Below are 23,577 nucleotides of genomic sequence, written 5' to 3'. Positions count from 1 at the left end.
ATCCTTACTTAACAGGAATGAACTGTTTCAGGTCCCATATTCCGAGATGAAAATGGTTATCCGTAACGTTGATATCCTCGATAGCGCGCGAGGTCTCTGGCATCAGGTAGAAGTTTTTGCTACACGGCGTGCCGGGGGATTCCGGATTCGGCTTCAGGCAGGTCCCGGTCGCATTGACGCGAAACGAGGTGTTCCCTTTATTGGTTATTTTTCCCGCCACATAGACGAAATCAATCTTCTTATCCCGGGGCTGAACCACCAGAATGGTGCTCACCACCGCACGCGTCATCCCGGTGCCGTTTTTTGGCGAACCGCTGTCCACCTCTTCGCTTACCCCTTCATCCGTGAAGGTAATGCGGTAGTAACGCTCTTTGTTATCGGCGTTCCCGTGATAGTAAAATTTGACGATATTGCTGGTACCGGCGGGCATTACCATGCGCGTGGGCGTCAGCAACAGTTCGTCCACTTTCTCCGGATTAATGACGATCCCTTCATCCATTGGGCTGCTGATCCGCTGTGCGCGAACAGAAACAATACGCACGCTGTCTGCTTCGTTTTTTATTTCCTTGGCGGTGGAGTCAGCATCCGCAGAAATAATGGTGGTGACTTTTCCCACATTAATGGCCAGCGCGGAGGAAGAGATAAATAATAAAAATAAGAAGGCGGATTTGAGGTTAAACATGCTATTTCCCTAAACAGGGGCTTGCGCCCCTGGATCGATCAGGCCTTAGCCCCAGGTTGCGCGGAACGCAACAGACACGGTCCCTTCCCACAGGCTGTTGGTCAGGTCTTTGAACTCTTTCGCAGTACCCGCGTTGTCCTGAGCGGAGTCAACGTAGAAGACGAATTTGTCCTGGCCGGTAATTTCGGTATCTGCCGCCGCGCCTGCGCTGGTGGTCAGGTTCCACAGGCCAGAAGAGACGCCGGTGTTAGAAGAAGAATCAACCAGCGTGGTCCATGCGGTCGATTTCGCCCCCACGGTGCCACCGATAGAGCCCAGGTCGTTACCGCCCCAACGCGCACCCACTTTCAGCTTGGTCGCTTCACCACCCACGCTGAACAGCGTGTTGTTTGAATCGTCGAGGATAGCTTCGAGTTTGAAGCTGGTCGCCGTAGAGTGATCGCCACGGATAGCCACATCAAACAGACCGGTATCGGTGTTGAAAGATTTGGTATTGGCGCTGTAAACGAAGTTCAAAGCACGCGTTGGCGTAACAACCAGATCGGATTCGCTGTCTTTGGTCGCGGTTGCCTGCCAGGTGGCAGAAGCCGTCGTTTCAGCTGCATTAACTGCGCTCAGGGCAGAAACAGACAGCAGGGAGCCCAGAACGATAGCGTTCAGTTTGTTCATTTATTTAGTCCTTCAAAAAAGAATCCACGTGTATAAAAAGGGGAGCCCCTTTTTCGAGGCGGAGTATAGACAGCCGCAAAATAACGAGGCAATACAGAAAAATTCACTCGACGGAGAGTAACAATAAAAATATAAATAAATTTCTCGTATCTTATTGTTACGTATTGAGTAAATTACTCAATTTCCCGAGTAATAGATAAATATCGATTTTTCAATAAAGAGAAATATCAGGACGTCGGGACAGCCACACACATCATTACAGGCAACACCAGCCCCTTAATTAACCACGCATGTTTTTTTACGCTGGTAATATAGAAGAAGTTGATATTATCAAGTAACATTTCGTTTACAACGCCATCCGGCGCCGCATCATCTTCAGATTTATTCAGCTTTTTATCCTTAATATAAAAGATATTGCTGCCGTCGACCTTTTCCACGCTGAGCGTGTAATTTCTGTCAATCAGGTAGCTTTTGCCCTCTTTCTTGAGTACGCCTTTATGAATAACCGTCACAACATCTTTGTTGTTAAACAGGAAAAGCGTGGTTAGCGACATATCGGTTGACTCACCCGTGGAATAGGTTTTCCAGGAAATGGTATCTGACTGGCAGCCAAACCCCTCATCCTGCGTTCTGGTAAAATAGACCCATAACAACGCGATGACAGACAGCGCCAGTACGATACTGAACAGTACACTCATTTTAGTCCTTGACATATTTTAACTCCCGGTCAGGCTTCTGTAAGAAATGCAGTTCTTATAATCGTCGATACTGTCCTGCTGATAACAGATGGCCAGGAAATAATTTTCTATCTGCGACTTTTTAAACCTGGAATAGTAAGCATCTGCAACCTGATGTTGACAGTCGATATGTTGACTGGCGATGACCTCTTTTACGTGATTAAAGTAGTGCTGTCGCGGCTGATACATATTCTTATCGATCAGGTATATCGTACACCTGTCCACTTTACCGAGCAGATGCATATCAGAATCTTTCAGGCTCTCGGCATAGGAATCCCGCTGGTGCAACAGTAAAACAGCGGTGCCGGTAACAATAATCAGTAATAACGTGCAGAGAGAAATAAAGAGTCTGTGCAGCGATATTATTTGTTTAGGCGGATCGGCATCTTTCTTATGCGCTAGCGTATCGAATGCTTCAGAGGCAGATTCTTCGCTAAGCGTTGAAATAACCGGCGGCCTGACCGTGTGGTGTTCAATATGCGCGGCAAGGCTAAATCCCTTGCCACGTATCGTTTTTATCAGTAAAGGGTCGCAGCCTAATGTACGAAATGCTTTTCTGATTTCACTTATGGCAACATTTAGACTCACCGAAGAACCAGAGAAACCATGATCCTCCCAGACCTTCTTTATCAGGTCGTCTCTGTCGAGTGTTTTACCATTATTGATGATAAGTTCATAAAGCAGACGACCCGCCTGGTTAGATAACTTAATGGATGACTCTTCCTCTCCATTAATCATGATCATACCGGTGTCGACTTCATAAAGCATTGTAAGATCAATGAGATACTTCATATTATTATTACGCCATTGTTAAATTTTTGTGCATTTGCCAGGCAATAATAAGTCTAAAGTTTGTGTGGTCAAGTCGCGTGATATTAATTGAGAGATGAATTCATAAAGCTTCATTAATTAACGATTATTAAAGCATTAATAAAAATCTTCGAACCAACGCATTTAGGTTAAAACATTAAAAAAAACATACTGACAAGATTATAATCTTAAACTTTAGAAGTTGTTGGAATAATGTTTTGTTATGTACTTTTTTAGTGCAACATAATATCGTCAAAGCATTCTCCCGAGTCGCCATGCGTCTAGCCGGTACATCAGGGACATGTGTAGCCGATTAACATTCATTTTAAATAACACAAATCTTCATGGAGTTTATCATGTTCAAATCGATCATGACCGTATCACTGCTGGCCGCCGCTATTGCCTCTACCAGCGCAGTGGCCGCAGACAATTCGGCGGGTGGTATCATTAACTTTACCGGCGCTATTACCGATACAACCTGTACCATTAACGGCGGTAAAAGCGCGGACTTTACCGTTGCGCTTTCCCCTATTTCGGTAAAAGATGCGGGCACCACGGTTGGCCTGATCACCCGAAATAAAAAATCTATTGCGCTGACATTCTCTGGTTGCTCACCAGCAGCCGGAACGACCGGTACCCCGCTGAAAGTTTATTTCTCCAGCGCGGATAATATTTCCACTGACGGTAAATACCTGCTGAATAACAGCGTGAACGAAAGCGATGCCAGCGTGGCACGTAATGTCGGCTTTGCGTTAGTGGAGCCAGGTTCGTCTACGCCTATTACCCTGAACCAGCCTTACACGACAAATATTATGGGTACAGCGACCGCGCCAGATTCCGAAACGCTGACGCTGGACGTTTATTACTATAAAACAAACGCCGCTGCCGCCACCGTGGGCGAGTTAAGCTCCAACGTAACGTATACCATTTCCTACCTGTAATAGTGATTATTCAGGCTCTGTTTTCGCAGAGCCTGTATTTAAGGTTGCAATCATGCGCAAGGCAATTTTGCTGGCAGGCTTACTGCTAAGCACGGGTCACTCATGGGCCAATATTGTCATTAATGGCACCCGTGTCCTTTATCCTGAAAATAACAAAGAGGTGATCGTCCAGTTAATGAATACGGGCGATGCGCCGGCTCTGGTACAATCCTGGATAGATGACGGTGATATTAATTCCACGCCGGAAACAGCCAATGTGCCGTTTCTGTTGTCGCCGCCGGTGATAAAGGTTAACGAACATAATGGTCAACAGCTTCGTATTAAAAAGCTGCCGTCCAGCTTGCCTGCGGATCGCGAATCCGTCTTTTTCCTGAATATCCTCGACATTCCGCCCAGACCTGAAAATCTGCAAAACCAGAATACTGTTCAGCTGGCGATTAAATCCCGTATCAAACTTTTTTATCGGCCCGCTGCGCTGAAAGGCACGCTGGATGACGCGGTGGCGAAACTGACGCTCGCCGCCGACGGCGATCGCTTTCGCATTACAAATAACAGTCCGTTCCATATTACGGTCGCCAATATTTCGCTGGGTAAAACGAAATTGCTCCAAGAGTCCCCGATGGTTTCCCCGTTTGGGCAGCTGACGGTCGCCGCCAAAAATACGGTTAAGCGCGGACAGACCTTCCAGCTGATGTATGTGGACGATCTTGGCGCGTATAAAACCCGGACTTTCACCAGTCAGTGATCGGAAAGACTCACCATGAAAATGAAACAAAACAGACTCTGTCTGCTGGCAGTCTGCACGCTTCTGCTTTCGCATAAATCAGGGGCCGTCTCGTTTGATCCCTCCCTGCTTGCTGGCGCATCCGGTGAGTCCGATCTGTCTCGCTTTTCCGAAAACAACGCCATGCCTGCCGGCAGTCAGGAGATGGATATCTACGTAAACGGCAGCTGGAAGGGACGTTATACCGTCATCTACGGCGAGCAGCGTGACGACATCCGCCTTGCCTGGAAAGATGCCCGGTCGCTGGGCATCAACACCACGTCCGTGCCTGCGCCCGCCATTGCGCACGGGCAGGTCCAGCTGCGCGATCTGGTTCAGGGCGGTGAAGTCAAAACCGATACCAGCACCCTGAGTCTGGCGCTTACCGTTCCGCAGGCGGCCGTGCAGCGTACTGAAGAAGGTTACATTGCCCCCCAGTTCTGGGACGAGGGGATCCCGGCGCTGATGCTCTCGTGGAACACGACCTGGTACAACACCCGCGCGAAAGGCACTGCGAAAGACACAAATGATGATTTTTATGCCGGGCTGGATTCCGGCGCCAACCTGTTCGGCTGGCAGTTTCGCGACAGCAGCGCCTGGCGGAAAACGGCCAGCGGAGAGAGTAGCTGGCAGAATAATACCCGCTACCTGCGCCGTCCCCTGGCCTCGCTGAAATCCAACCTGACGCTGGGTGACTTTTATATTCCTGGCGATCTGTTTGATTCCCTGCGCGTGCGCGGCGTGTCGCTGGCGTCGGACATGAAGATGCGCCCAAATTCGCAGCAGGGTTTTTCACCGGTGGTTCACGGCGTGGCACGGACGAACGCCCTGGTGAAAGTTATCCAGAATGGCAACGTGATCTATCAGGAGAACGTGCCGCCGGGACAGTTTACCCTCGACAGCATTCAGCCTACCGGCTCCGCGGGCGATTTGCTGGTGGTGGTGCGTGAGGCGGACGGTTCACAGCAGTCCTTCACGGTGCCGTTTTCCGCCGTGCCCGGGATGCTAAAAGAAGGGGTGAGTCAGTACAGCGTGGTGGCGGGTAAAGTGCACCAGAACACGCTCGATGCCGAACCCGCATTCATGCAGGCCACGCTGCGCTACGGGTTTAATAACCTCATCACCGGGTATACCGGGACGATTATTAGCGATAACTACCAGGCCGGGCTTGTCGGTACCGGGTGGAACCTTCCCTTTGGCGCGGTCTCGTTTGATGTCACCCACGCCAAAACCACCCTACAGGATCGCACCAGCAGCGGTCAGAGTTATCGCGTGTCGTACAGCAAATTTATCGATACCACCGCCACCAACTTCACCCTGGCGGCCTATCGCTATTCCACTAAAGGCTATTACAGCTTCAGCGACGCGCTCTATTCGCGCGAAGGGTATCAGCGCCTGAGAGCGCAGTACGACGACTATGAAGATCGGTTTGGCGTTGCGCCCGACATGTCGCTAAGCACCTGGGACGCCCTGCGCGCGGCGCAGCCCAAGAATACCTTTACGCTTAACCTTAATCAGCGCCTGCTCAATAACTGGGGCACGGTGTTTGTCTCCGGCACACAGCGCGATTACTGGAACTCACAGCAAACCACGCGCGAATATCAGATGGGCTATTCCAACGCCATCGGCCGCGCCAGCTATACCCTGTCGGCCAGCCGGGTACGGAACAGGGACAGTGAAGAAGAGACGCGCCTTTACCTCTCCCTCAGCCTGCCGTTCTCGCTGTTTGATAATAATGCGTGGATCACCTCCAGCCTGACGGCCAGCGATTCGCATTACGAACAGAGCAATATCAGCATGAGCGGGAACGCGCTGGCGTCGAACCGCCTGAGCTATACCCTCTCCGGCAGTAATGCGCGTGGGGGTAAAAATGCGGCAAGCGTTAACGCCGCGTACCGTTCGAACTTCGCGACACTCGGTGGCTCTTACAGCGAATCCTCCGACTACCGCCAGACCGGGCTCAGCGGGCGCGGAAGCCTGGTGGCCTACCCGTGGCACGTTCTCGCCTCAAACGAAACCGGCACAACCATGACTATCGTCGATGCGCCAAAGGCGGAGGGACTGATGGTGAACGGCGATGAAAGCATTATGACGAACCGCGATGGCGTGGCGCTGGTGCCTTACGCCACCCCGTATCGCAAAAACGCCATTACGTTAACCGAAACGGAAAACAGCGCTGGCGCGGAGGTGATCGGCAATATGGCTAACGTGGCTCCTTACGACGGGGCGGTGAGTTATATCCGCTTCGACACCGATAAGCGCCAGTCATGGGTACTTCATGCGACGCGCACCGACGGCAAACCGCTGCCGTTTGGCACCGAAGTGCTGGATGAACACGGTGGATCTGTCGGGTATGTCGGCCAGGCCAGCGTACTGTATATCCGTGCTGAACAGCCGCCACGCGCGCTCAACGTGCATCTCCGCAGCGGAAAGTGCGAAATCTCCTCCCCGGCCTGGGGGCTGAACAGCCCCTCGTCGGTTTGCCATTAATTACGGATTATCAAAATGTTACGATCATTCATGTTCCTGCTCCTCACCAGCATTAGCGGGATGAGCTATGCCACCTGCTCCGGCAGCAGCATCGTTTATGGCACACCGATTACCATTGATTTATCGGATAAGCTGAGCCCGGCCACGCCCACATGGACCGGCAGCTTCAGCACCCAGTACAGCGGCTCGTTCAACTGTACGACGGGTAACAGTGAATTTTCTTACACGCCGATCCTCTCGACCGACAGCAAATACGCGACCATCCTCGGGTTCAGCAATAACAAGTATATGGTGCGGGCGGAGATCACCGATCCCCCGGCCAATAAAACCCTGTCTGCCAGCGGTAGCCATACGGCGTCTGAGCTGAACACACCGTTTACGGTTCGCTTCACCCTCGTTAACCAGAGCGGTACCACCCTGACGGGGGATACGGCGAACATGAGCGACGTTCTGTTCGTCAGCGACATGAGCGGGTTATCCATCTGGGAAATCATCACCTGGCCAATCAATCAGGTCATCAAGATAGCGCAGTGGTTATTCAGCGGGTTCAAGTGGCCTTACGACAACCGAGATATGTTTGGTCAACCGATGATCATCAAATACGCGCCGAAACTGACTACCTGTTCCTTTGATAATGCGGGGCTGACCGTGGCGCTGCCGACACTCGGCATTCCCCAGCTCAGTGCATCCTCACAGCCGGGGCTGACGCCTTTTTCACTGAACATGAGCTGTCAGAACGTCGGGGTTAATGGCAATTCCGATCGGGCAATTGAGATGTTTCTGTCCAGCACGCAGCTGCTCTCAACCGACAGCTCGGTGCTGATCGACAGCAGCAGTAGCGCGGCGCAGGGCGTGGGGCTCCGCCTGATAAAACGTGACGCCCCGCAAACGCCGGTGACCTTCTCTACCTCAACCACCAGCCGTGGCAACGCCACGATGATTTTCAGCGTGGCGGCTGGCGCGGCGCTGGACGAACATTTCACCCTTCCGATGGCGGCGTACTATTATGTGTGGGCGCCCGCCCAGGTGAGCCAGGGTAAGATCAATACATCGGCTACGCTGAATATTATCTATCCCTGATGTGAACTATTCCTCCATCTTTCCAACCGCTTGCACATACTTAATCAGTTCGCTGTGGTTGGAAAGATTCAGCTTTTTCATTGCATTGTGTTTCTGTGTCGCAATGGTACTGACCGAACGGTTTCGATGACGGGCAATCTCCGTCGTTGAAAATCCTTCCACGATAAGATGAAGCACCTCCCACTCTCTGGCCGAGAGGATGGAACGAGCCCGGGAGCCGGACCGCATTACCCGCCTGAGCCACGAAGAGATCGACGGTTTTTGCCCGTCCGCCATGAGCAACGCGGGTAATTCCTTTTTCAGTTCAGTCAATTCATCCTGCTGACTGATGGTTAATTCAAATTTCATCTCCAGAACTTTTTTTAACAGCCCGTAAGGCAGCTCGGGCACCAACAGAACACGCCTGACGTGATGGGTTTTACATAAAGATGTAAAACGGCTGCTGACCTCCGCACTCCACTCTTTATGATTAAGCAGATAATTAAATTCAGTGAAGAAAACATCCACGTTATTATCCGCCACCGCCGCCAGCGCCTGTTCTGTGGAATCGACCTGAGTAATGTTCAGTACGTAATCGGGTAAAAGATCCTGGAGCGCCCGGAATATTATCTCTTTAAATATATTTATTTTGTAAAACACCATTACCCTTACGATACGTTCAGTATTATTCATGTCTTTTCTAAATTCTCGTGACCGGAGGAAAATGATAATAGTTTATGTACTCACCACTCACAACCTCTTCGCGCCAGGATTTTATCCTTCTCAGGCTTAAAAATCTGAACAAGGACATTAAATTCATAGAAAAAATTCTATTTTATTCTGCACGCCGTTTCCCCTCGCAGATAAAGCCCTGTCGATAACCCTGCCACGATCACAACTTTTCTTACAGAAACAGCAGTAAATCACTGAAAAGGCGGTGGATTAACCCCATTAATCAATCTTCTGATGCTTATTAACCGCCCATTTACAGAATAAAAATCTGGTATGAATATTATTAGAAGATTAAAACAATTGCATATACCATTAAAACCATTTTTCAATTTTATCTTCCGCTAATAATTGGCATCAGCTTTACTCGACGGTTTGAATTGGCTTACATTGATGCCATCGCATCGCGTTATTTAAAAAATTGCTCGCTATTCTTTTAATAAGAGAGTGCGAACCGCCATTTTCTCTTATATGGACTGTTTACTCAGCGAAAGGAGAATGCCAATGCAAAATAAAAAAACAATTCACGTTGCCGTTGTTGACAGCTGCGAATTCACGATGATTGGCCTGCAATCGCTTGGAAAGCGTGAGCCTGATGAAAAACACGACGTTATTTTCCATGGATTTACCCATATCGAAGAACTTGCTATGAGTGAACAACTCTTTGATATCATCATTTATGATCCGTTGAATACGCGTCATTTCCGGGTGACGACGAACGACGACATTCTCTGTATTAAACAGAAACAAGTGACGGCGAAGATCTATATCTATTCGTTATCCGCCGGCTATTTGAAATTCAAACATGTTGATGGAGTCATCAGCAAAAGAGTCTCCCTGGGGGATATCAAAGCGCTGTGGCAAATACTGATGAGCCAGACGCCGCAAGAGTCTGGCCGTTACAACGTAGGCATGACGACCCGCTTACGCACCCCGGCGAGGTTGTCCAGCGAGGAGGCCAGCGTATTGCGCGGCTATTCCTGTAATCTCAAAACCAAGCAAATCGCCCGTCAGCTGGGGTGTAACGTCAGGCTGGTTTACTTTTATAAGAACAACGCCATGAACAAGCTTAAGGCCGTGCGTGGCCCCTCGTTTTACCAGAGCATTCGCTGGATCCTGAATTAAGAATTTGACCGTGTGTCGTTTGCCTTTTGTTCCCGTGTCCGCGGGAACCTTTTTTCATTTCCTGAAGGCTGTTCCATGTATACCGTTCTTCCCTCTCCCTTGTTGCAACGTATCTCAGGGCTGCGATTCCAGCCGCTTGTCGATCTTCATTCGGGCCAGGTGTTCGCGCATGAAGTTCTCGTGGAGATCCATAACGTCAATCTTGAGGTGCTGTTTGCCTCGCTGCCCTCGCGCAGCGCGCTGCAAATCTTCTTCTGGCAGGCCAACACCCTGTTACAGATACCCGCCCGGGACGCTTACTGGCTAAACCTTCCGGCAGAACACCTTCTCAACGAACGCGCTATCCGGTTGTTGCTGGCATTACGCCATCAGCAGCGGTTAACGATTGAAATTCAGGATCCCCTCACCATCACACGGCTGAGCGAGGATGAGCAACGTCGCCTTCATGCCACGCTTGTTCGGTTAAAAGAGGCGGGATGGCAAATCTGGCTGGACGATTTAACCCGGGAGTTGGCGGAGGCGTTCGCGCGGCTTGCGCTGCCGCTGGATGGGGTGAAAATTGACCGCTCAGCGCTGCGCGAGCGCGCGCCGCTTGCCCCGTTTGTACAGGAGGTCAGGGCAGGTATCGCGCAATCAATTCTTATAGAAGGCATCGAAAACTCGCGGGATCTGGCGCGCGCCCGCGCGTCCGGCGCACAGTCTGGTCAGGGTTTTCTGTGGCCCGAAAGCCGAACCGATGCCCGCGTAACGCTTTGACGGCCAGCGGAGCGCTGGCCTTTTTACCGGGGCTTACCAGCCCGGCACCGCACCACCGTTAAAAATGGTCTCCGCCGCTTTCGCCACTTCCGGCGACTGATAGGACTGGATAAATTCCTTCACGTTTTCGGCGTCTTTGTTCTCTTCACGCGTGACCACAATATTCACGTAGGGTGAGTTTTTGTCTTCGATAAAGACGCTGTCGTGTACCGGAGAAAGCCCCGTTTGCTGGAGATAGGTGGTACTGATGATGGCCACATCCACTTTCGGATCGTCCAGCACGCGCGGCAGCTGCGCCCCTTCCAGCTCCATAATCTGTAAGTTTTTCGGGTTCACGGTAATATCCAGCGCCGTTGGCAGCAGCCCAACATCCGGTTTAAGGGTAATCAGCTTCTCTTTTTGCAGCAGCAACAGCGCGCGGCCAAGGTTGGTGGGATCGTTTGGAATCGCAATGGTTGCGCCGTCCTTCAGCTCAGAGACCGATTTAATCTTTCGGGAGTAACCCGCCATCGGGAAGACGAAGGTATTGGCCACGGCGACCAGCTTGTAATTGTGCGCCTTGTTATCTTCTGCGAGGAACGGGCGATGCTGGAAGACGTTGGCGTCCAGTTCGCCCTGGTTGGTGGCATCGTTGGGCAGCAGCGAGCCGCTAAAGCCCACCAGCTCAACATCCAGACCGTATTTCTCCTTTGCCACCTTTTTGGCGACTTCCGCCACGTCCTGCTCAGCGCCATTGATCACGCCGACTTTAATGTGTCTGGCATCATTGCCGCCCTGATCACAGCCCGCGAGCAGCAGGCCAGTCAGGAGAAGCGCACCCAATCGAAGTTTCACGAGACAGTTCCTTTTGATAGACGTTTTGAAGACTATATCGACAACGAGACGGCAGGCTAAAAAACGAAAAGGAATCAGTAAGACGGTTAAGTTATATGCGGCCTGTTGCCGGGTGGCGCTGCGCTCACCCGGCCTACGTGACGGGCGAAGTGTAGGCCCGGTAAGCGTAGCGCCACCGGGCGATGGGCATCAGGCTACGGTAGTCCAGGCGCAAGCAGAACCGCTTCCCTCACGCCTGCCGACGCAGCGGCGCTTCGCGCAAAAACCACGACAGCACAAACGCCAGCACCATAATCCCCGCCGCCAGCATGAATACCGCATGGATCGCCGAGCCGAACGCATCCAGATAGTCCAGACGCAGGGCATCAGGCAGATGGTGTATGGCAACGGGATTAAGTTCGCGCGGCAGTTCCGCCCCTTCCGGCAGCCTGTCGATCAGGCCTGATTGCAGAATATGGGTGAACACCGCGCCAAACAGCGCAACGCCAATCGCCCCGCCAATGGAACGGAACAGCGTCACCCCAGACGTCGCGACGCCGTATTGATCGGCTGACACGCTGTTCTGCACTGCCAGCACCAGCACCTGCATCACCAGTCCCAGCCCCATGCCCAGCACGCCGGTAAACAGGTACAGCTGCCAGGTTGGGGAGGTGATTGAAATGCGCGTCAGTAATACCATCCCCACCACGCCGAGCAGCGTGCCGAGGATCGGGAACAGACGATATTTCCCGGTACGGCTGATGATGCGCCCGCTGATAATGGAGGTGAGCAACAGCCCCCCCATCAGGGGGATCAGCTGCAAACCGGCCTGCGTCGGCGTGGCGTCTTTTACCACCTGTAAATAGAGCGGCAGGAAAGTGACGGAGCCAAACAGCGACATGCCGATAATAAAACCGATCAGGCTACAGAGCAGGAAGCTGCGGTCGCGGAAGAGCGACAGCGGGATAATCGGCTCCCACGCCAGCCGCTCTTCGTAGATAAACCCGGCGATCCCCGTCAGGCCGAAGGCCAGAATGCACCACAGCTGCGGGTCGCTCCATTGGCGGATCGTCCCGCCCTCGGTGGTAAACAGAATGATGCACAGCAACGCCATGCTGAGGTAAATCGCCCCCAGGTAGTCAATCTCATGCTTGCTGCGCCGCGCGCTGCCGTGGAAAACCGCGCCAATCACCAGCAGGGCAAACAGCCCCAGCGGCAGGTTGATGTAGAAAATCCAGCGCCAGGATGCGTGCTGAACGATAAACCCGCCGATCAGCGGCCCTATCACCGTCGCCAGGCCAAACACGCCGCCAAACAACCCCTGATAGCGACCCCGATCGGCAGGCGGGATCACGTCCGCCACGGCAGCCATGCTGATCACCATCAGACCGCCGCCCCCCAGACCTTGCAGGGCGCGCATCAGCACCAGCTGGGTCATGTTCTGCGCCAGACCGCACAGCGCGGACCCTACAAGAAACAGCACAATCGCGATTTGCAGAACGATTTTTCGGCCAAACAGATCGCCGAATTTGCCGTACAGCGGCACCACGATGGTCGAACTGAGGATATAGGCCGTTACCACCCACGAGAGCTTATCCAGCCCGCCCAGCTCACCGACGATGGTCGGCAGCGCGGTGGAGACAATGGTCTGATCCAGCGCCGAGAGCAGCATCACCAGCAGGAGTGCGCTGAACAGCAGCTTAATCGACGGCGCCTTTTTCGCAGGTTGAGTCATTACGTCGGACTCCATAAGACATCACTTGAAATTAATTAATCGTATAATTAATATTTGTGGAAGTGATGAATAAGATCAAGAGATACGGTGACCATGCCAGCACAAAAGGACAATTCTGAACCCCGCCGCCCCGGTCGGCCACGCGGCGGCAAGCGCGTTACCGCCAGCCGTGAACAGCTGCTGGACATCGCCCTGAACCTCTTTTCCCGCCAGGGGATCGCCAATACGTCGTTGAACGCTATTGCCCGCGAAGCAGGCGTGACGCCCGCCATGCTGCACTACTACTTCAACTCCAGAGAACAGTTACTGGATGCGATGATTGAGGAGCGCTTCCTGCCGTTACGCGAGCGGATCGGGGCGATTTTCGCCGACAACCGGGATTCGCCGGTGGATGCCCTGACGGAAATGGTCAGGGTGCTGGCCGAACTGGCGGAAAAGTATCGCTGGTTTGCCCCGCTGTGGATGCAGGAGGTGATTGGCGAGATGCCGGTACTGCGCACCCATTTGCAGGCACGCTTTGGCGATGAGAAATATCACACCACGCTGGCAACCATCAAAGGCTGGCAGCAGGAAGGAAAGCTGAATCCGGCGCTGGCCCCCGAACTGCTGTTCACTACGCTGCTGAGCCTGGTGCTGGTGCCGTTCTCCCGCATGCGCAATGACGAGAGGCTTAACGCCCTCTCGCCGGAGATCGTGGTGCGCCACGTGTTAGCTGTGATAGGCACCGGGATCGGCGGTTAAAGATCTTTGGACAGATAGTGTCTCTGCATTCCCTGATAAGGGTAATCCTGCAAGGACATCTGCACCTGATAACCCTGTTTTTCATAGAACGGACGCGCCTGGAAGCTGACCGTATCCACCAGCGCGTGACGACAGCCTTTGCGACGGGCCTCCTCTTCAGCCGTTTTGATAAGCTGGCTTCCCACGCCCGTTCCCCGCACGCTGTCGCTGACCCACAGATAGTCGATGTTCAGCCAGTCGCCTTTCCGTACGCCGATTAACCCGCCCAGCATGACGCCATTGTCGTCTCGCATATATACGCCAATATCGCCGCCAAACGTCGACAGATCTAAAAACTGCGCGTTATAGGCTCTTAGCCCCGTTAATAATTCTTCTTTTTCTTCGGCTGTGACATTATCTGTAATGCTCAGATGCATAATTCTCTCCTTATTTTCAGCGCAATCTGAATATCTCACAGCTTAACCTTCATAAAAACTCCTTATTTTCTCCATTGTTTATACCTGGAAATATTCATTCAATATGTAAATAAAAAAAGCCTTTCCAATAGTCTCCGAAAACGTATAATGAGAACGATCATTCTCACTTTTTACGGTAGCCGACAATGAGTACAAAGCTGGAAGAACGACAAAAACTGCGGCAGGACGAAATCATTACCGCCGCGCGCCGCTGCTTTCGCGCCAGTGGATTTCACGCTGCCAGCATGTCGCAGATCGCCAGCGAAGCCAGGCTCAGCGTCGGACAAATCTATCGCTATTTCAGTAACAAAGACGCGATTATTGAAGAGATGATCCGGCGCATTATCGACTCACGTATTGAAGAGATGCAGGGCAAAACCCTGGTTGAAGGGATGCCGCAGGCGCTTGCCTGGCGCCAGACGCTTAACGAAGACGATGACGCGCTGATGCTCGAAATGTCCGCAGAGGCCACGCGCAATCCGCTGGTGGCAAACATGCTGATCGAAGCCGAAGCCCGCATGTTCGCCAATGCCTGTGAGCACCTGAAAAAGCAGTTCCCTCACCTGAGCGATGAGCATATTCGCTGCTGCGTGGAGATTACCGCCGTGATGATCGAAGGCACGATTTACCGTCGACTCACGCCTTTAAAAGTACCATCAGAACAATTAGAGCCTATATACCAGAATATTTTAAATATGATTTTCTCTGCGAAGTAATCGCATGTGAATAATTAGCGGAAATAAGTAATTTCCCTTTTTTCATTTCTGGCTCAGCCAGAGATGCGGGATCGCTGTGCTTTTAATTAGCCCTCCTCCCTGTTAAGCGATTAACAGGGCAGGCTTCGTTCACCCTGGAAAAAGATTATGAAAACCATAACAACCTCCATCGCGGCATTACTCCTCCTGACAGGGTGCGATAATGCGCAAACATCTGCTCCTCAACGTCCTCTTCCGGAAGTGGGGATTGTCACCCTCATGAGCCAGCCGGTGTCCGTCGTCAGCGAGCTGACCGGCCGCACCGCCGCCGCAATGAGCGCCGAAGTGCGCCCCCAGGTAGGTGGCATTATCCAGAAGCGCCTGTTCACCGAAGGCGATACGGTCAAGGCCGGGCAGGCGCTGTATCAGATCGATCCTTCCAGCTACCGCGCCGCGTATGATGAAGCCGCCGCCGCACTGAAACAGGCGCAGGCGCTGGTGCAGGCCGACTGCCAGAAAGCCCGGCGTTATGCGCAGCTGGTGAAGGACGACGGCGTATCACGTCAGGATGCGGAAGACGCGAAGTCCACCTGCGCGCAGGACAAGGCCAGCGTCGAGTCAAAGAAAGCCGCGCTGGAAAGCGCCCGCATTAACCTCAACTGGACCACCGTCACCGCGCCGATTGCCGGACGTATCGGCATCTCCTCTGTGACCCCCGGCGCGCTGGTGACCGCCCAGCAGGATACCGCGCTGGCCACCATTCGCGGGCTGGACAGTATGTACGTCGATTTAACCCGTTCCAGCGCCGATCTGCTGCGTTTACGCAAGCAAACCCTCGCCAGCAACAGCGATACGCTGAACGTGTCGTTGATTCTCGAAGACGGCAGCAGCTACAGCGAAAAAGGCCGCCTGGCGCTGACCGAAGTGGCGGTGGATGAGTCTACCGGCTCAGTTACCCTGCGCGCCGTCTTCCCGAACCCGCAGCATCAGCTTCTGCCGGGCATGTTCGTTCGCGCCAGAGTGGATGAAGGCATCATGAATGACGCGATCCTCGCCCCGCAGCAGGGCATCACCCGCGACGCCAAAGGCACCGCCACCGCGCTGGTGGTGAACGCCAGCAACAAGGTGGAGCAGCGTCAGCTCGAAACGGGCGACACCTACGGCGACAAATGGCTGGTGCTGAGCGGTTTGAAGGCGGGCGATAAGCTGATTGTGGAAGGCACCGATAAAGTCACCGCCGGGCAGGAAGTGAAAGCTGAAGAGATGAAAACCAACGGAGGAAACGCCTGATGTTTTCCCGTTTCTTCGTGCGTCGCCCGGTCTTTGCCTGGGTTATCGCCATTCTCATCATGCTCGCCGGAATGCTGGCAATCCGCACGTTGCCCGTTGCGCAATACCCGGACGTGGCTCCGCCGTCGATCAAAATCTCCGCCACCTATACCGGTGCCTCAGCACAGACGCTGGAAAACAGCGTGACGCAGGTGATCGAGCAGCAGCTCACCGGGCTGGATAACCTGCTCTACTTCACCTCCACCAGCAGCTCGGACGGGTCGGTGAGTATTAACGTCACGTTTGAACAGGGAACCGATCCGGACACCGCTCAGGTACAGGTGCAGAACAAAGTCCAGCAGGCGGAATCGCGCCTGCCGACCGAGGTGCAGCAGTCCGGGATCACCGTCGAAAAATCCCAGAGCAACTTCCTGCTGATCATGGGCGTATATGACAAAACCGACACCGCCAGCAGCTCGGATATCGCCGACTGGCTGGTGAGTAATATGCAGGATCCGCTGGCGCGCGTGGATGGCGTCGGTAGCCTACAGGTGTTCGGTGCAGAATACGCGATGCGCATCTGGCTCGACCCGGCGAAGCTGGCGTCGTACTCGCTGATGCCCTCCGACGTGCAGAGCGCGATTGAAGCGCAGAACGTGCAGGTTTCCGCCGGTAAAATCGGCGCGCTGCCCTCGTCGAACGCCCAACAGCTGACCGCCACCGTCCGCGCTCAGTCGCGTCTGCAAACGGTCGATGAGTTCAAAAAGATCATCGTCAAGAGCCAGTCCAACGGTGCGGTGGTGCGCATCAGCGACGTCGCGCGCGTGGAGATGGGCAGCGAAGATTACACCGCCACCGCGAAGCTGAACGGCCATCCGGCGGCGGGTATGGCGGTGATGCTCTCACCGGGCGCCAACGCGCTTAACACCGCCACGGCGGTAAAAGATAAGATCGCCGAGTTCAAAAAGTCGATGCCGGAAGGCTACGATGTGGCCTACCCGAAAGACAGCACCGAGTTCATCAAGATCTCCGTTGAGGACGTGATTCAGACGCTGTTCGAAGCCATTATCCTCGTGGTGGTGGTGATGTACCTGTTCCTGCAAAACATCCGCGCGACGCTGATCCCGGCGCTGGCGGTGCCGGTGGTGCTGCTGGGCACCTTCGGCGTGCTGGCGCTGTTCGGTTACTCCATCAACACCCTGACGCTGTTTGCGATGGTGCTGGCGATAGGGCTTTTGGTGGATGACGCCATCGTGGTGGTGGAAAACGTCGAGCGTATTATGCGCGACGAAGGGCTGCCCGCCCGGGAAGCGACCGAAAAATCGATGGGCGAAATTTCCGGCGCGCTGATCGCCATTGCGCTGGTGCTCTCTGCGGTATTCCTGCCGATGGCCTTCTTCGGCGGCTCTACCGGGGTCATTTACCGCCAGTTCTCGGTCACCATTATTTCGGCGATGTTCCTCTCCGTGGTGGTGGCGCTGACCCTGACGCCCGCGCTGTGCGGCTCGATCCTGAATCACACCGCTCCGCACAAAAAGGGCTTCTTCGGCGCGTTTAACCGCTTCTACAGTAAGACCGAGCACGGCTATCAGAACAAGGTGCTGCGCGCCCTGCGCCGTTCCGGTGGCATGCTGGTGATCTACGCCCTGCTCTGCGGCGCGATGGGGTTCGCCATGCTAAAACTGCCGGGCAGCTTCCTGCCAACCGAAGACCAGGGTGAAATCATGGTGCAGTACACCCTGCCCGCCGGCGCAACCGCGGTGCGTACTGCCGAGGTAAGCCGCCAGGTACGCGAGTGGTTCCTCACCAAAGAGAAAGCCAATACCGACGTGATCTTCACCATTGAAGGCTTCAGCTTCAGCGGCAGTGGCCAGAACGCCGGGATGGCGTTCGTCTCCCTGAAAAACTGGTCAGAGCGCAAAGGCGATGAGAATACCGCCCAGGCCATTGCCCTGCGCGCCACGCAGGAGCTGAGCACCATTCGGGATGCCACAATTTTCGCCATGACGCCCCCGGCGGTGGATGGTTTAGGCCAGAGCAACGGCTTTACCTTTGAGCTGATGGCCAGCGGCGGCACCGACCGCGACGCGCTGCTGAAACTGCGTAACCAGCTGATTGGCGAAGCCAACCAGGACAACTCGCTGCACGCCGTGCGCGCCAACGATCTGCCGCAGATGCCGCAGCTTCAGGTGGATATTGATAACAACAAAGCCGTGTCGCTGGGGCTCTCCCTGAGCGATGTTACCGACACCCTCTCCAGCGCCTGGGGCGGCACCTACGTGAACGACTTCATTGACCGTGGCCGCGTGAAAAAGGTCTACATCCAGGGCGACAGCGACTATCGCGCGGTGCCATCGGATCTTAACAAATGGTATGTGCGCGGCAGCGACAGCACCATGACCCCGTTCTCCGCCTTCGCCACCACCCGCTGGGAGTATGGCCCGGAAAGCCTGGTGCGCTACAACGGCTCGGCGGCGTATGAGATTCAGGGCGAAAACGCCAGCGGCGCCAGCTCCGGTACGGCGATGAGCAAAATGGAGCAGCTGGCGAATAACCTGCCGTCCGGCAGCACCTGGGCATGGAGCGGTTTGTCGTTGCAGGAAAAACTGGCGAGCGGTCAGGCAATGAGCCTCTATGCCCTCTCGATCCTGGTGGTGTTCCTGTGCCTGGCGGCGCTGTATGAGAGCTGGTCGGTGCCCATTTCGGTGATCCTCGTGATCCCGCTTGGGGTGCTTGGCGCAGCGGTTGCCGCCTCCCTGCGCGGCCTGAACAACGACGTCTATTTCCAGGTGGCGCTGCTGACCACCATCGGTCTGTCGTCGAAGAACGCCATTCTGATTGTCGAGTTTGCCGAAGCCAAAGTGGCCGAAGGCTACTCCCTGACGCGCGCCGCCCTGCGGGCCGCCCAGACGCGTCTGCGTCCGATCATCATGACCTCGCTGGCGTTTATCGCAGGCGTGACGCCGCTGGCGATTGCCACCGGCGCCGGGGCCAACAGCCGCGTGGCGATCGGTACCGGTATTATCGGCGGGACGCTGGCCGCGACGCTGCTGGCCATCTTCTTTGTTCCTTTATTCTTTGTACTGGTGAAACGTCTGTTCTCCGGTAAGCACGCAAACCGGAGGTCATAATGTTTCGTGTAACCGTATTAACGTTAGCGCTGCTGAGCGCGGGCTGTGTGTCATTAGATCCCACGTATCAGCGCCCGGACGCCCCCGTCCCGGCGACGTTGCCGGGCGCCCATGGCGAAGCCAACGCCGTGGTGAGCCAGTGGCAGCAGGTGATGAATGATGCGCGGTTGAAAAGCGTGGTGACGATGGCGCTCAACAGCAACCGCGACGTGCAAAAAGCGATTGCGGATATCGACGCCGTCCGTGCCCAGTATGGCGAAACGCGCTCGTCCCTGTTCCCGACGGTGGACGCGGAACTGAGCCACACCCGCAGCCGCACGCTGGCGAGCGGCGTCGCGACAAGTGACGAAGCCAACGGCGCGGTCTCCAGCTTCGAACTGGATCTGTTTGGCCGCAACCAGAGCCTGTCGCGTGCCGCGCGTGAAACCTGGCTTGCCAGCGAATTCACCGCGCAGAACACGCGCCTGACGATGGTCAGCGAGCTGACCACGGCCTGGGTGACGCTGGCGGCGGATAACAGCAATCTGGCGCTGGCGAAGTCCACCCTGGAGAGCGCCGCAAACTCACTCAAGATTGTGAAGCGCCAGCAGGAAGTGGGCGTGGCAGCGGCAACGGACGTCAGTGAAGCGATGGCGGTTTACCAGCAGGCGCGCGCCAGCGTGGCGAGCTACCAGACGCTGGTGATGCAGGACAAAAACGCTCTCAACCTGCTGGCGGGCGATACGGTGCCCGAGAACCTGCTGCCCGGCACGCTGGAGAGCCTGAGCGACAACGCCATCACGCTGATCCCGGCGGGCGTCAGCTCCAGCGCGCTGCTGCGTCGTCCGGACATTCAGGAGGCGGAACATAACCTGCTGAGCGCCAACGCCAACATCGGCGCGGCGCGCGCCAACTTCTTCCCGACCATCTCGCTCACCGCCAGCGCGGGCGTCGGCAGCGATTCGCTGTCGTCCCTGTTCAGCCACGGGATGAAGGTCTGGTCGTTTGCACCTTCCATCACCCTGCCGCTGTTCAGCGGCGGCAACAATATGGCGCAGCTGCGCTATGCGGAAGCCGAGAAAAAAGGGTTAATTGCGACCTATGAGAAAACCATCCAGAGCGCGTTCAAGGACGTGGCCGACGCGCTGGCCCGGCGCGAAACGTTGAGTGAACAGCTTGATGCCCAGCGTGAATACGTGGCGGCGGAGCAAAAAACGCTGGATGTGGCGACGCGCAGTTACAAGGCTGGCACGGGCGATTATCTGACGGTGCTCACCGCGCAGCGGTCGCTGTGGTCGGCGCAGGAATCACTGATTGCCTTGCAGCAAACCGACCTGGAAAACCGCATCACGCTGTGGCAGTCGCTGGGCGGCGGGATTCAGTAACATCACTGCCGGGCGGCGCAACGTTGCCCGGCCATCAGAGTAAATACCTATGGCAAAACTCTCTTTTTCTTTCGCGGCCATCCTTGGCCTGCTGACGGCTATCGGGCCGCTGTGTTCCGATTTTTATCTTCCGGCGCTGCCGGAGATCGCCACCCAGCTCAACACCTCCACAACGCTGACGCAGCTTTCTCTTACCTCGGCGCTGATTGGCCTGGGGCTGGGACAACTCTTTTTCGGCCCGCTAAGCGATCGCATCGGACGTAAAACGCCGCTGCTGTTCTCACTTTTGCTGTTTGTACTGGCTTCAGTGCTTTGTGCCAGCACGCAGAATATTTACGCCCTAATCGGCTGGCGATTTGTGCAGGGCGTTGCCGGGGCGGGCGGCTCCGTACTTGCCCGCTCCATCGCCCGTGATAACTATCATGGCACGATGCTAACGCAGTTTTTTGCCCTACTGATGACGGTCAACGGCATCGCGCCCGTGGTGTCCCCGGTACTCGGTGGCTATATCGCGTCGCATTTCGACTGGCGGATGCTGTTCTGGGTAATGGCAGGGGCGGGTCTGGCGCTGCTGATCGCCAGCCAGCTTTTTATCCGCGAGTCCCTCACAGAGAAACAGGGCGGGGGATCGCTGACGCAAACCGCCAGGACGGTACTTAAAAATCGTCGCTTTATGCGCTACTGCCTGATCCAGGCCTTCATGCTGGCGGGGCTGTTCGCCTATATCGGGGCATCCTCCTTTGTGATGCAAAACGAGTATGGCCTGAGCGCCATGCAGTTCAGCCTGCTGTTCGGTGTGAACGGTATCGGCCTGATCGTCTCAGCGCTGATTTTCTCCCGTCTGGCACGCCGACACCCGGCGGAAGGGTTAATGCAAATAGGTCTGGTGTTGGCCGTAACCTGCGCGGGGCTGACGTTGCTCTTTGCGTGGATGCAGCTTTCCGTTCCGGCACTGATTGCACTCTTTTTCACCGTCGCATTTAACAGCGGGATCAGCACCATTGCGGGTTCAGAAGCGATGAGCGCAGTCGACGCGAAGGAGTCCGGCACAGCGTCAGCCATTCTGGGCATGCTGATGTTTTTATTCGGCGGGATCGCAGCGCCTCTTGCCGGTATCGGCGGAGAAACGATGCTGAAAATGAGTCTCGCGGTGTTAGTAAGCTATGGCATTGCACTAACGATCGGATCTCGCACGCAGAATGCGTAAATTCATACTTTTGGCTTGAATCGCGTTGATGAATGTAACGATATATTTCAGGGGAAGCATGTGACTTTCAAAGGAGGTTTCGATGAAATCTGCACACCTGGTTTGCCTGCTCGTTTGCCTGATTTTCGCTGCGTTTGTTCACGCGCAGGAGAAGAGCGCTCCGGAGAAAGAGGCCCAGATAAAACAGCAGGTCCTGAAAGATGTTAAGAAAACCTGTACCCCGCAGAAAAAGCAGAGCGATAAGGCCTGGCAGGCGATGATTTTGTCGTCTGAGGCCAATCAGCTGCTGATCAAAAACGCCATCACCGCCGTGAAGCGTGACAACCTGGACGCCTACTGGGATGCAGTAAGTCAGGTGGATTGTATGGAAGATTACTGAGGGTTGAGCGCCGGGTGGCGCTGCGCTTACCCGGCCTACATCACACGTTTAACGCTTCCGCACATCCGGAATAATCAAATCACCGCGCAGAACGTAGGACCCGAGCATCTGCGTTTTCTCTGTCAGCCAGCTCACGATGCGCGCCGCCATGGCGTCCATGGAATACTCAATGGCCGGGATCACCGGAATACCCGGCAGATGCAGCGAACCGCCGAGGCTGAAAACCATGATGTCTTCCGGTACCGATTTATTAAACGCCTGTAACTGCGGGATCACCCGCTGGGCTTCCTGCTCATCCGCCACCAGCAGCGCGTTGAAGTTCAGCGTGGACGCGTTGTTGAGTAATTCCTGAAGCGCAACGGACGATGAAGTCGCGTCCATAAACACGAGGTTGCGATTAAAGGGCAGGAAGTTTTTCTCCAGCGCGTGTTTGTAGCCCAGCAGCACCTGATCGGCAAAGCCGCTGCCTTGCGGGTGGATCAGCGCTATCTGGCGACGCCCCTGGCTGGTGAGATAGTTACAGGCCGTTTCAGCCGCGAACGCGTGATCGAACTGAATACTATTGGCGTTATCGGCTTCCATACAGTCGACCAGAATCACGTTGTCCATGTCCACGTCCAGCGGAAAACGCGCGCCAATCACCAGAATGTCATCACATAAGCCGCAGGAGAGTTCTTCAAGGGCGTTCATCACTTCTGTTTTTGTGTGTGCGAAACGCAGCAGCAGATGTTTTTGATGCTGGCTGAGGTGTTTTTCCAGCGCGTACAGGTAACCGGTGGTCTGGTTAATGTTTTCCTGCGCGCAAATCACCCCAATGCAGCCCGTCGACTGGCTGAGCAGCGACTGGGCGATCACGTTGGGACGATAGTTCAGCTCGTCCACCGCTTTCAGAACAGCCTGGCGGCTGGCTTCTTTAACGCCACGCGACCCGCTCAACACCCGTGATACCGTGGCTTTGGACACCCCGGCCAGACGCGATACATCGTTGATTGTAGACATCTCTCTCCCCTGTCAGACGCAACTGGCG

22 protein-coding genes are annotated in these 23,577 nt (G+C 54.8%); 13 read left to right on the top strand and 9 right to left on the bottom strand.

Annotated features, from left to right (window positions below; all coding sequences use genetic code 11):
- Positions 1-4: 4 nt before the first annotated feature.
- The 4 genes from L463_RS18170 to L463_RS18185 form a co-directional block, all read right to left on the bottom strand.
- Positions 5-682 carry an EcpB family pilus assembly chaperone gene (locus L463_RS18170; protein WP_022650117.1) on the bottom strand — a complete coding sequence of 226 codons (678 nt, stop codon included), beginning with the start codon at positions 680-682 and terminating at the stop codon, positions 5-7.
- A 45-nt stretch (positions 683-727) separates the two neighbouring features.
- The gene (locus tag L463_RS18175; protein WP_003860995.1) at positions 728-1,351 is read right to left on the bottom strand and encodes a common pilus major fimbrillin subunit EcpA; all 624 of its coding nucleotides are present in this window, start codon (positions 1,349-1,351) and stop codon (positions 728-730) included.
- A gap of 227 nt (positions 1,352-1,578) precedes the next feature.
- Positions 1,579-2,049 (bottom strand): hypothetical protein, encoded by a 471-nt coding sequence (locus L463_RS18180; protein WP_017383656.1) that lies wholly within the window; start codon positions 2,047-2,049, stop codon positions 1,579-1,581.
- Between the two features lie 18 nt (positions 2,050-2,067).
- Positions 2,068-2,880 carry a winged helix-turn-helix domain-containing protein gene (locus L463_RS18185; RefSeq protein ID WP_015570087.1) on the bottom strand — a complete coding sequence of 271 codons (813 nt, stop codon included), beginning with the start codon at positions 2,878-2,880 and terminating at the stop codon, positions 2,068-2,070.
- A gap of 374 nt (positions 2,881-3,254) precedes the next feature.
- Between L463_RS18185 and L463_RS18190 the strand changes: the two genes are divergently transcribed.
- From L463_RS18190 to L463_RS18205, 4 genes are read left to right on the top strand one after another with little or no spacing between them, the layout of a single operon-like run.
- Entirely contained in the window at positions 3,255-3,839 is a 585-nt protein-coding gene (locus tag L463_RS18190) for a fimbrial protein (RefSeq protein ID WP_017383657.1), read from the top strand.
- Positions 3,840-3,891: 52 nt separating this feature from the next.
- A complete protein-coding gene (locus L463_RS18195; RefSeq protein ID WP_032103780.1) occupies positions 3,892-4,584 on the top strand; it encodes a fimbrial biogenesis chaperone in 693 nt (230 codons plus the stop codon).
- A gap of 15 nt (positions 4,585-4,599) precedes the next feature.
- On the top strand, positions 4,600-7,092 hold the full coding sequence (locus L463_RS18200) for a fimbria/pilus outer membrane usher protein (protein ID WP_032103779.1): 2,493 nt from the start codon (positions 4,600-4,602) through the stop codon (positions 7,090-7,092).
- A 15-nt stretch (positions 7,093-7,107) separates the two neighbouring features.
- A complete protein-coding gene (locus L463_RS18205; RefSeq protein WP_032103777.1) occupies positions 7,108-8,172 on the top strand; it encodes a fimbrial protein in 1,065 nt (354 codons plus the stop codon).
- Positions 8,173-8,178: 6 nt separating this feature from the next.
- Here the strand turns inward: L463_RS18205 and L463_RS18210 are convergent, their stop codons facing one another.
- Complete coding sequence (locus L463_RS18210) at positions 8,179-8,814, bottom strand: LuxR C-terminal-related transcriptional regulator (RefSeq protein ID WP_015570092.1); 636 nt, start codon at positions 8,812-8,814, stop codon at positions 8,179-8,181.
- 570 nt (positions 8,815-9,384) lie between these two features.
- On the opposite strand from L463_RS18210, the gene L463_RS18215 reads away from it, so the two are divergent.
- Both L463_RS18215 and L463_RS18220 read left to right on the top strand, forming a co-directional pair.
- Positions 9,385-10,005: a LuxR C-terminal-related transcriptional regulator gene (locus tag L463_RS18215; RefSeq protein WP_015570093.1), complete on the top strand. Its 621-nt coding sequence runs from the start codon at positions 9,385-9,387 to the stop codon at positions 10,003-10,005.
- Between the two features lie 75 nt (positions 10,006-10,080).
- Entirely contained in the window at positions 10,081-10,761 is a 681-nt protein-coding gene (locus L463_RS18220; protein ID WP_015570094.1) for an EAL domain-containing protein, read from the top strand.
- A gap of 33 nt (positions 10,762-10,794) precedes the next feature.
- On the opposite strand, the gene nlpA is transcribed toward L463_RS18220, so the two are convergent.
- A complete protein-coding gene (nlpA, locus tag L463_RS18225; protein ID WP_032673081.1) occupies positions 10,795-11,595 on the bottom strand; it encodes a lipoprotein NlpA in 801 nt (266 codons plus the stop codon).
- Positions 11,596-11,824: 229 nt separating this feature from the next.
- On the bottom strand, positions 11,825-13,324 hold the full coding sequence (locus L463_RS18230; RefSeq protein ID WP_015570095.1) for an MDR family MFS transporter: 1,500 nt from the start codon (positions 13,322-13,324) through the stop codon (positions 11,825-11,827).
- A gap of 78 nt (positions 13,325-13,402) precedes the next feature.
- Between L463_RS18230 and L463_RS18235 the strand changes: the two genes are divergently transcribed.
- Entirely contained in the window at positions 13,403-14,050 is a 648-nt protein-coding gene (locus L463_RS18235) for a TetR/AcrR family transcriptional regulator (RefSeq protein WP_032103773.1), read from the top strand.
- Here the strand turns inward: L463_RS18235 and L463_RS18240 are convergent.
- A complete protein-coding gene (locus L463_RS18240) occupies positions 14,047-14,466 on the bottom strand; it encodes a GNAT family N-acetyltransferase (RefSeq protein ID WP_032103772.1) in 420 nt (139 codons plus the stop codon). The two genes, L463_RS18235 and L463_RS18240, sit on opposite strands and share 4 nt — an antisense overlap.
- Before the next feature lie 185 nt (positions 14,467-14,651).
- Between L463_RS18240 and L463_RS18245 the strand changes: the two genes are divergently transcribed.
- From L463_RS18245 to L463_RS18270, 6 genes are all read left to right on the top strand, one after another.
- Entirely contained in the window at positions 14,652-15,221 is a 570-nt protein-coding gene (locus L463_RS18245; RefSeq protein WP_000104919.1) for a TetR/AcrR family transcriptional regulator, read from the top strand.
- A gap of 147 nt (positions 15,222-15,368) precedes the next feature.
- Complete coding sequence (locus L463_RS18250; protein ID WP_017383665.1) at positions 15,369-16,490, top strand: efflux RND transporter periplasmic adaptor subunit; 1,122 nt, start codon at positions 15,369-15,371, stop codon at positions 16,488-16,490.
- Positions 16,490-19,600 (top strand): efflux RND transporter permease subunit, encoded by a 3,111-nt coding sequence (locus L463_RS18255; RefSeq protein ID WP_023295673.1) that lies wholly within the window; start codon positions 16,490-16,492, stop codon positions 19,598-19,600. Before L463_RS18250 ends, L463_RS18255 begins: the two co-directional genes overlap by 1 nt.
- Positions 19,600-20,964, top strand: a complete 1,365-nt coding sequence (locus L463_RS18260; protein ID WP_032103770.1) for an efflux transporter outer membrane subunit — start codon at positions 19,600-19,602, stop codon at positions 20,962-20,964. Before L463_RS18255 ends, L463_RS18260 begins: the two co-directional genes overlap by 1 nt.
- A 49-nt stretch (positions 20,965-21,013) precedes the next feature.
- Positions 21,014-22,171, top strand: a complete 1,158-nt coding sequence (locus L463_RS18265; RefSeq protein WP_015570100.1) for a multidrug effflux MFS transporter — start codon at positions 21,014-21,016, stop codon at positions 22,169-22,171.
- A gap of 82 nt (positions 22,172-22,253) precedes the next feature.
- Positions 22,254-22,550: a YicS family protein gene (locus tag L463_RS18270; RefSeq protein WP_003861030.1), complete on the top strand. Its 297-nt coding sequence runs from the start codon at positions 22,254-22,256 to the stop codon at positions 22,548-22,550.
- Positions 22,551-22,598: 48 nt separating this feature from the next.
- Here L463_RS18270 and L463_RS18275 read toward each other — a convergent pair whose 3' ends face one another.
- On the bottom strand, positions 22,599-23,549 hold the full coding sequence (locus L463_RS18275) for a LacI family DNA-binding transcriptional regulator (protein WP_015570102.1): 951 nt from the start codon (positions 23,547-23,549) through the stop codon (positions 22,599-22,601).
- Positions 23,550-23,577: the final 28 nt, after the last annotated feature.

Origin of the sequence: Enterobacter sp. BIDMC 27, from assembly GCF_000534415.1 — a bacterium.
Classification (GTDB): domain Bacteria; phylum Pseudomonadota; class Gammaproteobacteria; order Enterobacterales; family Enterobacteriaceae; genus Enterobacter; species Enterobacter hormaechei_C.
The sequence above is the reverse complement of the archived record's forward strand: the minus strand, read 5'-3'. Positions and strand labels throughout refer to the sequence as shown.

Bases quoted from the DNA above. Each gene is read 5' to 3' on its own strand.
- L463_RS18200 (WP_032103779.1), top strand. From the start codon at position 4,600: ATGAAAATGAAACAAAACAGACTCTGTCTGCTGGCAGTCTGCACGCTT.
- L463_RS18190 (WP_017383657.1), top strand. From the start codon at position 3,255: ATGTTCAAATCGATCATGACCGTATCACTGCTGGCCGCCGCTATTGCC.
- L463_RS18275 (WP_015570102.1), bottom strand. From the start codon at position 23,549: ATGTCTACAATCAACGATGTATCGCGTCTGGCCGGGGTGTCCAAAGCC.
- L463_RS18195 (WP_032103780.1), top strand. From the start codon at position 3,892: ATGCGCAAGGCAATTTTGCTGGCAGGCTTACTGCTAAGCACGGGTCAC.
- L463_RS18270 (WP_003861030.1), top strand. From the start codon at position 22,254: ATGAAATCTGCACACCTGGTTTGCCTGCTCGTTTGCCTGATTTTCGCT.
- L463_RS18215 (WP_015570093.1), top strand. From the start codon at position 9,385: ATGCAAAATAAAAAAACAATTCACGTTGCCGTTGTTGACAGCTGCGAA.
- L463_RS18220 (WP_015570094.1), top strand. From the start codon at position 10,081: ATGTATACCGTTCTTCCCTCTCCCTTGTTGCAACGTATCTCAGGGCTG.
- L463_RS18255 (WP_023295673.1), top strand. From the start codon at position 16,490: ATGTTTTCCCGTTTCTTCGTGCGTCGCCCGGTCTTTGCCTGGGTTATC.
- L463_RS18170 (WP_022650117.1), bottom strand. From the start codon at position 682: ATGTTTAACCTCAAATCCGCCTTCTTATTTTTATTATTTATCTCTTCC.
- L463_RS18180 (WP_017383656.1), bottom strand. From the start codon at position 2,049: ATGAGTGTACTGTTCAGTATCGTACTGGCGCTGTCTGTCATCGCGTTG.
- L463_RS18260 (WP_032103770.1), top strand. From the start codon at position 19,600: ATGTTTCGTGTAACCGTATTAACGTTAGCGCTGCTGAGCGCGGGCTGT.
- L463_RS18245 (WP_000104919.1), top strand. From the start codon at position 14,652: ATGAGTACAAAGCTGGAAGAACGACAAAAACTGCGGCAGGACGAAATC.
- L463_RS18235 (WP_032103773.1), top strand. From the start codon at position 13,403: ATGCCAGCACAAAAGGACAATTCTGAACCCCGCCGCCCCGGTCGGCCA.
- L463_RS18230 (WP_015570095.1), bottom strand. From the start codon at position 13,324: ATGGAGTCCGACGTAATGACTCAACCTGCGAAAAAGGCGCCGTCGATT.
- L463_RS18175 (WP_003860995.1), bottom strand. From the start codon at position 1,351: ATGAACAAACTGAACGCTATCGTTCTGGGCTCCCTGCTGTCTGTTTCT.
- L463_RS18205 (WP_032103777.1), top strand. From the start codon at position 7,108: ATGTTACGATCATTCATGTTCCTGCTCCTCACCAGCATTAGCGGGATG.
- L463_RS18185 (WP_015570087.1), bottom strand. From the start codon at position 2,880: ATGAAGTATCTCATTGATCTTACAATGCTTTATGAAGTCGACACCGGT.
- L463_RS18250 (WP_017383665.1), top strand. From the start codon at position 15,369: ATGAAAACCATAACAACCTCCATCGCGGCATTACTCCTCCTGACAGGG.
- L463_RS18240 (WP_032103772.1), bottom strand. From the start codon at position 14,466: ATGCATCTGAGCATTACAGATAATGTCACAGCCGAAGAAAAAGAAGAA.
- L463_RS18210 (WP_015570092.1), bottom strand. From the start codon at position 8,814: ATGGTGTTTTACAAAATAAATATATTTAAAGAGATAATATTCCGGGCG.
- L463_RS18265 (WP_015570100.1), top strand. From the start codon at position 21,014: ATGGCAAAACTCTCTTTTTCTTTCGCGGCCATCCTTGGCCTGCTGACG.